At 68.8% G+C, this 8,624-nt stretch carries 10 protein-coding genes and 1 rRNA gene (1 of these 11 running past the window's edge); 7 read left to right on the forward strand and 4 right to left on the reverse strand.

Annotated features, from left to right (window positions below; genetic code table 11):
• Nucleotides 1-136: 136 nt before the first annotated feature.
• A complete protein-coding gene (locus tag N7925_RS29210) occupies nt 137-388 on the forward strand; it encodes a chaplin (RefSeq protein WP_012381470.1) in 252 nt (83 codons plus the stop codon).
• Between the two features lie 199 nt (nt 389-587).
• Here the strand turns inward: N7925_RS29210 and N7925_RS29215 are convergent, their stop codons facing one another.
• Entirely contained in the window at nt 588-1,373 is a 786-nt protein-coding gene (locus N7925_RS29215) for a hypothetical protein (protein ID WP_265602387.1), read from the reverse strand.
• Nucleotides 1,374-1,505: 132 nt separating this feature from the next.
• On the opposite strand from N7925_RS29215, the gene N7925_RS29220 reads away from it, so the two are divergent.
• From N7925_RS29220 to N7925_RS29235, 4 genes are all read left to right on the forward strand, one after another.
• On the forward strand, nt 1,506-2,303 hold the full coding sequence (locus N7925_RS29220) for an ABC transporter ATP-binding protein (protein ID WP_097870277.1): 798 nt from the start codon (nt 1,506-1,508) through the stop codon (nt 2,301-2,303).
• 133 nt (nt 2,304-2,436) lie between these two features.
• Nucleotides 2,437-2,865, forward strand: coding sequence for an NfeD family protein (locus N7925_RS29225; RefSeq protein WP_274345644.1), 429 nt, complete (start codon nt 2,437-2,439; stop codon nt 2,863-2,865).
• Between the two features lie 164 nt (nt 2,866-3,029).
• The gene (locus N7925_RS29230; protein ID WP_274345645.1) at nt 3,030-4,037 is read left to right on the forward strand and encodes an SPFH domain-containing protein; all 1,008 of its coding nucleotides are present in this window, start codon (nt 3,030-3,032) and stop codon (nt 4,035-4,037) included.
• 78 nt (nt 4,038-4,115) lie between these two features.
• Nucleotides 4,116-4,889: a sulfite exporter TauE/SafE family protein gene (locus tag N7925_RS29235; protein WP_274345646.1), complete on the forward strand. Its 774-nt coding sequence runs from the start codon at nt 4,116-4,118 to the stop codon at nt 4,887-4,889.
• Nucleotides 4,890-4,996: 107 nt separating this feature from the next.
• On the opposite strand, the gene N7925_RS29240 is transcribed toward N7925_RS29235, so the two are convergent.
• The 3 genes from N7925_RS29240 to N7925_RS29250 form a co-directional block, all read right to left on the reverse strand.
• Nucleotides 4,997-5,506, reverse strand: coding sequence for an HNH endonuclease (locus N7925_RS29240; RefSeq protein ID WP_265602391.1), 510 nt, complete (start codon nt 5,504-5,506; stop codon nt 4,997-4,999).
• A gap of 138 nt (nt 5,507-5,644) precedes the next feature.
• Nucleotides 5,645-6,181, reverse strand: coding sequence for a YbhB/YbcL family Raf kinase inhibitor-like protein (locus N7925_RS29245; protein ID WP_265602392.1), 537 nt, complete (start codon nt 6,179-6,181; stop codon nt 5,645-5,647).
• Nucleotides 6,182-6,246: 65 nt separating this feature from the next.
• Nucleotides 6,247-7,029: a sporulation protein gene (locus tag N7925_RS29250; protein ID WP_265602393.1), complete on the reverse strand. Its 783-nt coding sequence runs from the start codon at nt 7,027-7,029 to the stop codon at nt 6,247-6,249.
• 87 nt (nt 7,030-7,116) lie between these two features.
• On the opposite strand from N7925_RS29250, the gene N7925_RS29255 reads away from it, so the two are divergent.
• Together N7925_RS29255 and N7925_RS29260 are read left to right on the forward strand one after the other, a co-directional pair.
• Nucleotides 7,117-7,791: a DNA-3-methyladenine glycosylase gene (locus N7925_RS29255; protein ID WP_274345647.1), complete on the forward strand. Its 675-nt coding sequence runs from the start codon at nt 7,117-7,119 to the stop codon at nt 7,789-7,791.
• A gap of 666 nt (nt 7,792-8,457) precedes the next feature.
• A 16S ribosomal RNA gene (locus N7925_RS29260) occupies nt 8,458-8,624 on the forward strand; it runs 1,359 nt beyond the window's last position.

An 8,624-nucleotide genomic window follows, 5' to 3' on the forward strand; every position in this document is an offset into this window, starting at 1 on the left:
ACCGCCGGGTCCCGTCCGGGCTGAGATTCATACTGTCGGGTGTATGTCACCCGTACGGCGCATCCTTCCGGGCCGCACGGCGTTCTCCAGGGCGTGCTGCGACGGCTTGTCGCAGCCTTTCTAGGAGGATCCTGAAGTGAAGAACCTGAAGAAGGCCGCCGCCGTCACCATGATCGCGGGCGGGCTCATCGCCGCCGGCGCCGGAGCCGCCTCGGCCACCGGCCACAGCGGCGCCGACGCCCACGGCGTGGCCACCCACTCCCCGGGCGTCGCCAGCGGCAACCTCGCGCAGGTTCCCGTCGCCGTCCCGGTGAACGTGGTCGGCAACACGGTCAACGTGGTGGGCCTGCTCAACCCGGCCTTCGGCAACCTCGGCCTCAACCACTGACCCACCCCCCGAAGGCCACTCCGAAAGCCGGACGCCCCTACATCCCCCAAGGGCCCGTCCGGCTTTCGCCGCCCCGCACCTCTCCAGCGCGTCCGGCGCTTGAAGACGGACCCCCCCGAGCCGGGGACCCCGAGGCCAGGGCCCCGCTCCCGGGGGCACCCCAGCCCGTCCGGCGCTTGAGGACAGAAGGCCCGCGGCCCTACCGCCGCACCTCCCCGCCCTCCACATACGCGTTGTACGCCGCCACCTGAGCCCGTCGAGCCACCCGCTCCACCGGCCGCAACGCCTCCCCCCGCGCCGCGATCTCCGACGCGCTCACCGCACCGCCGTGCCCGTTCTCGTACGCCACCGAGACCAGCAGCCCCACCCGCTGCGCCATCTCCAGCACCCGCACCGCCCGCGGCGGATACCCGGGCGCCAGCACCTCGCGCCCCAGCTCCGCCCGCGCCCGGTACGCGTCCACCGCGGCCTCCGCCACCGGCCCGGAACCGGCCACGTCCAGCCGCGACAGCACCGCCGTCGCATCCCGCAACGCCTCCGCCAGCTCCCGCTCCGCCTCGCCCAGCGACGGCACGTCGGCGGGCGGCGCCTCCCGTACCGGCAGCACCCGCCACACCACCTCGACGTGCAGATCCCCGGCCGGCCCCGCCTCGGTGATCTCCGGCACCAGCCCGTACGGCACTCCGTACGCGACCACCGCCTCCTGGGCCTCCAGCGCCCGCGCGTTGAAATCGGGCGGACCGCTCAGCCCCAGCGGATGCCCCGGCACCGGCAGCGCCACCCGGAAGCCGGTCGCCCCCAACCCCCTCAGCCGGCCGAGCGCCAGCGTGAGCCCGACCGGCCCCGCCTCGCCCGGCAGTCCATCGACGCGGTGCACCGCGTCCTCCCCGACAATCGCGAGGGCCGCCTCGTCCGGCGAGACGAGTCCCGCCAGAAGCGCGTTTCCCCAAGCGGCCAACAACCCTGAACGTGGTTCGACAAGCATGCCGACAGCCTAGGCAACGCCTGGGAACGGCCCTCACGCCTGAAGCACTCGCGCGGTGGCGTAGGTTTTCCCTGGGAGCCGTGCCCACCGGCACGCGACGATCGACGAGACTGCATGGGGAGACAACGCGCCATGAGCGATGTATTGGAGCTGGTGGACGTATCCGTGGTCCGCGACGGACGCGCTCTGGTGGACGATGTCTCCTGGTCGGTCAAGGAGGGGGAGCGCTGGGTCATCCTGGGCCCCAACGGCGCCGGCAAGACGACCCTCCTCAACCTCGCCTCCAGCTACCTCTTCCCGAGCACGGGAACGGCCACGATCCTCGGCGAACAGCTCGGCGGCGTCGGCACCGACGTCTTCGAGCTCCGCCCCCGGATCGGCATGGCGGGCGTGGCGATGGCCGACAAGCTGCCCAAGCGCCAGACGGTGCTGCAGACGGTCCTCACCGCCGCGTACGGCATGACCGCCACCTGGCACGAGAACTACGAAGCCGTCGACGAGGAGCGCGCCCGCGCCTTCCTCGACCGCCTCGGCATGACCGAGTACCTGGACCGCAGGTTCGGCACGCTCTCCGAAGGAGAGCGCAAGCGCACCCTGATCGCCCGCGCCATGATGACCGACCCCGAACTGCTGCTCCTGGACGAGCCCGCCGCCGGGCTCGACCTCGGTGGGCGCGAGGACCTCGTACGCCGCCTCGGCCGCCTCGCCCGCGACCCGCTCGCCCCCTCCATGATCATGGTCACCCACCATGTCGAGGAGATCGCGCCGGGGTTCACCCACGTTCTGATGATCCGCCAGGGCAAGATCCTCGCGGCCGGCCCCATGGAGACGGAGCTCAGCTCCCGCAATCTCTCCCTCTGCTTCGGCCTGCCGCTCATCGTCGAGCACACCGGCGACCGCTACACCGCGCACGGCCTTCCGCTCTCCTGACCCCGACTCCGCCGCTTACGGCCCTCCCCGCCGGGCGTCAGCAGGCCCCCGCGCCACGATCGGCAGGCCGTGCACCGCAGTTGGCCACCCGTGCGCCCTGTCGGTGACGCACCGACAGTCCTACGATGACCAGGTGGACATCGACGCATGGGTGTGGTGGCTGATCGGCGCGGTGGGGCTGGGCATCCCCCTCGTCCTGACCGCGATGCCCGAATTCGGGATGTTCGCCGTCGGGGCGGTGGCCGCATCGGCCGTCGCCGCCCTCGGCGGCGGAATCGTCGCCCAGGTTCTGGTTTTCGTCCTGGTCTCGGTCGCGCTGATCGCCGTCGTGCGCCCGATCGCCGCCAGACACCGGGCGGGCCAGGCCGGGCACGCCAGCGGCATCGACGCCCTGAAGGGGCGTCAGGCGGTCGTGCTGAAACGGGTATCGGCCTCCGGGGGGCGCATCAAGCTCGCCGGTGAGGTCTGGTCGGCCCGCACGCTCGACGCCGACCAGGTCTTCGAACCCGGCAGCCAGGTCGATGTCGTGGACATCGACGGAGCGACGGCCGTCGTCATGTGACCGAAGCGTGCACGTGGCGGGCCCCGGTCTGCCAGACTCGAAGTCGATCATGTCGACCATCATGAGAACTCGGACCGGCCCGCAACGCAGGACCACCGGCCCCGCCTGTGCACCGACCCCGACCACCGCGATCCACCGGCCAACCGAAGGACACGAGAGACACCATGAACTCGATCGTCATCGTTCTGATCATTCTGGTGGTGCTCGTCTTCATCGCCCTGATCAAGACGATTCAGGTCATCCCGCAGGCCAGCGCCGCCATCGTGGAGCGGTTCGGCCGCTACACCCGCACCCTCAACGCGGGCCTGAACATCGTCGTCCCGTTCATCGACTCGATCCGCAACCGGATCGACCTCCGTGAACAGGTGGTGCCCTTCCCGCCGCAACCGGTGATCACCCAGGACAACCTGGTCGTCAACATCGACACCGTCATCTACTACCAGGTCACCGACGCCCGCGCCGCGACCTACGAAGTCGCCAGCTACATCCAGGCGATCGAGCAGCTCACCGTCACCACCCTCCGCAACATCATCGGCGGCATGGACCTGGAGCGGACCCTCACCTCCCGTGAGGAGATCAACGCCGCCCTGCGCGGAGTCCTCGACGAGGCGACCGGCAAATGGGGCATCCGCGTCAACCGCGTCGAGCTCAAGGCCATCGAGCCGCCGACCTCCATCCAGGACTCGATGGAGAAGCAGATGCGCGCGGACCGCGACAAGCGCGCCGCGATCCTCACCGCCGAGGGCATCAGGCAGTCCCAGATCCTCACCGCCGAGGGCGAGAAGCAGTCCGCGATCCTGCGGGCCGAAGGCGAGTCGAAGGCGGCGGCCCTGCGCGCCGAAGGCGAAGCCCAGGCCGTCCGCACGGTCTTCGAGGCCATCCACGCCGGAGACCCGGACCAGAAGCTCCTCTCGTACCAGTACCTCCAGATGCTCCCGAAGATCGCCGAGGGCGACGCCAACAAGCTCTGGATCGTGCCCAGCGAGATCGGCGACGCGCTCAAGGGACTCAGCGGAGCCTTCGGGAACCTCGGTGGTGGCACGCCCGGCTTCAACACCGGCGGCAATGGCGGCAACGGCAACGGCAATGGCGGGAACGGCAACGGCGGCAACGGCCACGGCTCCATCCCCGCCCCGGCGGTGGAACGACGCGAGGAACCCCCGGTCTCCTGACCCGAAGGCCCTTTCGTGCATGATCAGTGAGGCCCCTCGACCTTCATGGCGGGGAGGCGTCACTGACCAACGAAGGAGATGGCCTTGTCCATCTGGGAAATACTCGCCGTCTTCGCGGCCGGCGTCGGAGCGGGCACGATCAACACGATCGTCGGCTCGGGCACCCTGATCACCTTCCCCGTCCTGCTCGCCACGGGCCTCCCCCCGGTCACCGCGACCGTGTCCAACGCGCTGGGCCTCATCCCCGGCTCCATCAGCGGGGCCATCGGCTACCGCAAGGAACTCGCCGGCCAGCGCCGACGCATCCTCAAACTGAGCGTCGGCGCGGCGATCGGCGGCCTCTGCGGGGCGACCCTGCTCCTCGCCCTGCCCTCCACGGCCTTCGAGACGATCGTCCCGGTCCTGGTCGCCCTGGCCCTCGTCCTGGTGATCCTGCAACCACGCATCAGCAAAGCCGTCCAGCGCCGCCGCGAACACACCGGGGCCACGCCCCGCACCGACGGCGGCCCGCTCCTGTTCACCGGCCTGATGCTCGCCAGCGTCTACGGCGGCTACTTCACCGCCGCCCAGGGGATCATCTACCTGTCGTTGATGGGCATGCTGCTCGACGACACCATGCAGCGCCTCAACGCCGTCAAGAACGTCCTGGCGGCCGTGGTCAACACCATCGCCGCGCTGTTCTTCCTCTTCGTGGCCCACTTCGACTGGACGGCCGTCGTCCTCATCGCGGTCGGCTCGGCCATCGGCGGCCAGATAGGGGCCAAGGTCGGCCGCCGCCTGAGCCCCACCGTCCTGCGCGCCCTCATCGTGGCCGTCGGCACGATGGCCATCGTCCAACTGCTGCTCCGCTGACGTACGTGGGCCCGCCCACAGGGGCGGGCCCACGGGGATACACCACCCGACGTACGCCGACTACGTCACGGCTCCCCGCAGCCGCGTCGGACGATCGTTCCGGCGCCCTACGCCGCCGCTGCCCGGTCCAGCCACTCCGGCAGCGCCGAGCGGTCGCCGGCCCCCATCGCCAGCAGCATCGCCTCGGCGGGGGAGGGGACGAACGGTTGCTTCAGCAGCGGCATCCCCGCCTGGTCGGGCGTCCGGGCGGCCTTGCGGTGATTGTCCTCGGCACAGGAGGCCACCGTGTTCAGCCAGGTGTCCTGCCCGCCCTGGGCACGCGGCACCACATGGTCGACGGTGGACGCCCGCCGCCCGCAGTACGCGCACCGGTGCTGGTCCCGTATCAGCACACCCCTTCTGGACCACGGGGCCTGTCTTCGGAACGGCACCCGTACGTACCGGCAGAGCCGGATCACCCGGGGCACCGGAATGTCCACGGCGGCACCACGCATACGGAGCTCGGGATGCGACTGCTCGACGACGGCCTTGTCCGTCAGGATCAGGACCACCGCACGGTTCAGCGTCACTGTCGACAGCGGCTCGAAGCTCGCGTTGAGAACCAGCGTGTCACGCATCCTGCCCACCTCCCGTGTGCCGCCCGCCCCCTGGCAGGCCCGGATCAACTCTGGCTGGGCAGGCCGCGATGGACAACGCAATAAAAAATGCCCTGCTCTGATCTCTCCAAGACCAGAGCAGGGCAAACAGCAGACGAACTAATCGCCGGAAGGAGCCTCGTACTCACCGATCAGCTGAGCACGCCCCAGTGTGTGGAACCGAAGATTGAATCCGGCCACCGCGGGAGACGCGTCGCTGTCGATCCCGAGCTTCTCGGTGTCCACCGCGTACACGGTGAACACATAGCGGTGGTTCTCCCCGGGCGGCGGCGCGGCGCCCCCGAACTCCTTGCTGCCGTAGTCGTTACGGACCTGGACGGCCCCTTCGGGCAGCCCCTCGAACTTTCCGCTGCCCGCACCGGCCGGAAGCTCCGTCACCGAGGCCGGGACATCGAAGAGCACCCAGTGCCAGAACCCGCTGCCCGTCGGGGCGTCCGGGTCGAAGCACGTCACGGCGAAACTCTTGGTCCCCTCGGGGAAACCCTCCCACCGCAGCTGCGGCGAAGTGTTCCCACCCGCAAGCACCTGGGCATCGCCCAACACGGCCCCCGGCGCCAGATCGTCGCTCACCACGGTGAACGCCACGACCTCCGGATGGAAGTCGTGCGGCAGCGGGGCCCTCTTCGGCTCGGTCACGTCTCGCACCTCTCCTGATCGGTTCGTCTGCCTTCCCACCCGACCTTAGGGGGCGGTGCCGTCCTCTAGCTCCAGTTGCGCTGTCCGCCGACCTGGGCGAGCCACTGGTTGAGGTAGGCGGCCCAGTCGGTCTGCCGGTAGTCCTGCAGCCCCACCTTGAACGCGCGGTAGGAGTCGCTGCCCTCGCTGAACAGCCCCGGCTTCTTGTCCATCTCCAGGATGACGTCCATCTCGCGGTCGTCGGCGACGAACGTCAGCTCCACCTGGTTCAGACCGCGGTACTGCGTCGGCGGGACGAACTCGATCTCCTGGTAGAACGGCAGCCGCTGACGCGTACCGCGGATGTGACCGCGCTCCATGTCCGCGCTGCGGAAGCCGAAGCCCAGCTGCCGGAAGGCGTCCAGGATGGCCTCCTGCGCCGGCAGCGGGTGAACGTTGATCGGGTCCAGGTCACCGGAGTCCAGCGCGCGGGCGATCTCCAGCTCGGTGGTCACCCCGATGTTCATCCCGCGCAGCTGCTGGCCGCCGAACATGGTGATCGGCGTCTCCCACGGGATCTCCAGGCCGAACGGCACCACGTGCACCGCACCCGCCTGCACCTCGAAGGCGCCCCCGAGGCTCTGCTTGGTGAACTCGATGTCCTGCTTGGTCTCCTGGTCCCCGCCCTCGACCTCGACCCGCGCCTGGAGGCCGACGGAGAGCCCCTCGATCTGCTGGGCGACCGAACCGCCCTGGATGCGCACCTCGCCCTGGACGACCCCACCGGGGACGACGTTCACCTCGGTGAGCTCGGTCTCCACCGAGGCACCGCCGGCACCCATGCTCGCGAGCAGCCGCTTGAAGCCCATAGTCACTCCTTCTAGGTTCTGACCCCTACATACGCGCCACGACGGTAGCCGGTTCCCTTCCGCGCGATCCCAGTACCCTCGGTCGCCATGACCAAGACCCCGGACCGCGCCCCACTGACACGAGAGTTCTTCGACCGCTCCGTACTGGAAGTGGCCCCCGACCTGCTGGGCCGCACGCTCGTCCGCCGCAGCGCGGCGGGGACGATCGAGCTGCGCCTGACCGAGGTGGAGGCATACGCGGGCGAGGTCGACCCCGGATCGCACGCCTTCCGGGGCCGCACCGCGCGCAACAGCGTGATGTTCGGTCCGCCCGGTCACACATACGTCTACTTCACGTACGGGATGTGGCACTGCCTCAACCTGGTCTGCGGCCCGGAAGGCCGGGCGAGCGGGGTTCTCCTCCGGGCGGGCGAGATCAACGTCGGCGCCGCCCTGGCCCGCGACCGACGTGTCTCGGCCCGCAATGACAAGGAACTGGCCAAAGGCCCGGCCAGGCTCGCCACCGCCCTCGATGTCGACCGAGCCCTGGACGGCAGCGATCTCTTCGGCGGCCCCGCCCCGGCCCTGTCCGTACTGCACGGCACCCCGCCGCCGCGCGCCCTCGTACGCAGCGGCCCCCGCACAGGGGTGGGCGGCGACGGCGCCCACCAGCCGTGGCGCTTCTGGATCGAGGGAGACCCCACGGTGAGCCCGTACCGCGCCCACGCACCGCGCCGCCGACCGAGCAGCAAGGCACTTGACGTCTCCTCGGAAGACGCCTAATGTAGTCCGAGCCGCTTGACACGGGTACAGCTCTTGGCACAGTCCATCGGACCGGACCGAGCCACTCGAAGCGGCCAAACCACTACCTACGACTCACCCTGGCGGGTGCGAATTCGGCATGCCCGTATTCGCTCTATCGACTCGATTATGAGTTGCCAAGAGGATCGGCTAACGTAGTGAACACGCCGAAAGGCAAGGCCACTCCGCAGGCCACCAGAAATCGAATTCGGACCGGAAACGGAACGAAAAAGAGTCTGGTAAAGTCGGACTCGCCGGAAAGGGAAAGCGCGAGAGCGAAGGACCTGGAAAGCGAGATGCGAGACCCGCTTCGACCGGGAATCGGACACGAAAGAGTCTGATAGAGTCGGAAACGCAAGACAGCAAGACAAAGAAGTAAACGAAGGGAAGCGCCCGGAGGGCCCCGGTGAAACGGGACCGAAGGAAGCGTCCGTTCCTTGAGAACTCAACAGCGTGCCAAAAGTCAACGCCAGATATGTTGATACCCCGGCCTGCTTCGGCAGGTTGGTGGTTCCTTTGAAAGTCCTGTCGTTCCGCTCCTTGTGGGTGGCGGCAGGCAATTACACAGCGAGGACGCTGAGAACAACGGGTCTTATTCCGACCGGTTGTTCCGCTCTCGTGATGTGTGCACCCGATTACGGGTAAACATTCACGGAGAGTTTGATCCTGGCTCAGGACGAACGCTGGCGGCGTGCTTAACACATGCAAGTCGAACGATGAAGCCTTTCGGGGTGGATTAGTGGCGAACGGGTGAGTAACACGTGGGCAATCTGCCCTTCACTCTGGGACAAGCCCTGGAAACGGGGTCTAATACC

The sequence above is a fragment of the Streptomyces sp. CA-278952 genome (assembly GCF_028747205.1).
GTDB lineage: Bacteria > Actinomycetota > Actinomycetes > Streptomycetales > Streptomycetaceae > Streptomyces.